Genomic DNA, 1460 nt, shown 5'->3' on the forward strand with positions numbered 1-1460 from the left:
CGGACCCTCGCTTGTACTTTCTTTACTTTATTTTCGTGTTTCTTCAGTGTACATACGGATAAATCCGTACGCACTCTGTCCCAATATGTCAATGAACGTTGTCAAAACTGAATATTCTCGGAGTAGCTGAGCTGCTCCTCGAACTTCAATTTAGAAAATGCCTTCAAAAAAGCATTCGTGGTGGAGAATATCGGAGTCGAACCGATGACCTCCTGCGTGCAAGGCAGGCGCTCTAGCCAGCTGAGCTAATCCCCCGTCTATTTTAGACTGATTAACCGTAATTCGTTAACAGTACTTATAACGGCTACCCAACCTCTAAAATTTCCTTCAATTTGTCAATCAATGAACGTGTGTTCTTTATAAAAGTAGTCTCAGGCAGACTCGAACTGCCGACCTCTACATTATCAGTGTAGCGCTCTAACCAGCTGAGCTATGAGACTCACTATAGTTTTAGTGTAATAGTAAAAACAGAAATCGAAAAAACGGGCCCAGATCAATTGCCCTCAATGGCAAATTCTCTAGAAAGGAGGTGTTCCAGCCGCACCTTCCGGTACGGCTACCTTGTTACGACTTAGCCCTAGTTACCGATCTTGCCCTAGGCCGCTCCTTACGGTGACGGACTTCAGGCACTCCCAGCTTCCATGGCTTGACGGGCGGTGTGTACAAGGCCCGGGAACGTATTCACCGGATCATGGCTGATATCCGATTACTAGCGATTCCAGCTTCACGGGGTCGAGTTGCAGACCCCGATCCGAACTGTGACCGGTTTTATAGATTCGCTCCGCCTTGCGACGTGGCTGCTCTCTGTACCGGCCATTGTAGCACGTGTGTGGCCCAGGACGTAAGGGCCGTGATGATTTGACGTCATCCCCACCTTCCTCGCGGTTTGCACCGGCAGTCCCGTTAGAGTCCCCATCATAACATGCTGGCAACTAACGGCAGGGGTTGCGCTCGTTATAGGACTTAACCTGACACCTCACGGCACGAGCTGACGACAACCATGCAGCACCTTGTAATCTGTCCGAAGAAAACTCTATCTCTAAAGCTGTCAGACTACATTTAAGCCCTGGTAAGGTTCCTCGCGTATCATCGAATTAAACCACATGCTCCACCGCTTGTGCGGGCCCCCGTCAATTCCTTTGAGTTTCATTCTTGCGAACGTACTCCCCAGGTGGGATACTTATCACTTTCGCTTGGCCGCTCAGGCTTGCGCCCGAACAGCTAGTATCCATCGTTTACGGCGTGGACTACCAGGGTATCTAATCCTGTTCGCTCCCCACGCTTTCGTCCATCAGCGTCAGTGTATAGTTAGTGACCTGCCTTCGCAATCGGTATTCTATGTAATATCTATGCATTTCACCGCTACACTACATATTCTAGCCACTTCACTATAACTCAAGACCACCAGTATCAAGGGCAATTTTACGGTTGAGCCGCAAACTTTCACCCCTGACTTAATG

The 1460-nt window shown here is 49.0% G+C and carries 2 tRNA genes and 1 rRNA gene; all 3 read right to left on the reverse strand.

The features are described 5' to 3' along the window. Nucleotides 1-178: 178 nt before the first annotated feature. Nucleotides 179-255, reverse strand: a tRNA-Ala gene (locus tag HCG49_RS18350). 111 nt (nucleotides 256-366) lie between these two features. Beyond that, nucleotides 367-440, reverse strand: a tRNA-Ile gene (locus tag HCG49_RS18355). 82 nt (nucleotides 441-522) lie between these two features. Then, a 16S ribosomal RNA gene (locus HCG49_RS18360) occupies nucleotides 523-1460 on the reverse strand; the annotation flags it as partial.

It is taken from the genome of Arenibacter sp. 6A1 (assembly GCF_012272855.1).
Classification (GTDB): Bacteria; Bacteroidota; Bacteroidia; order Flavobacteriales; family Flavobacteriaceae; genus Arenibacter.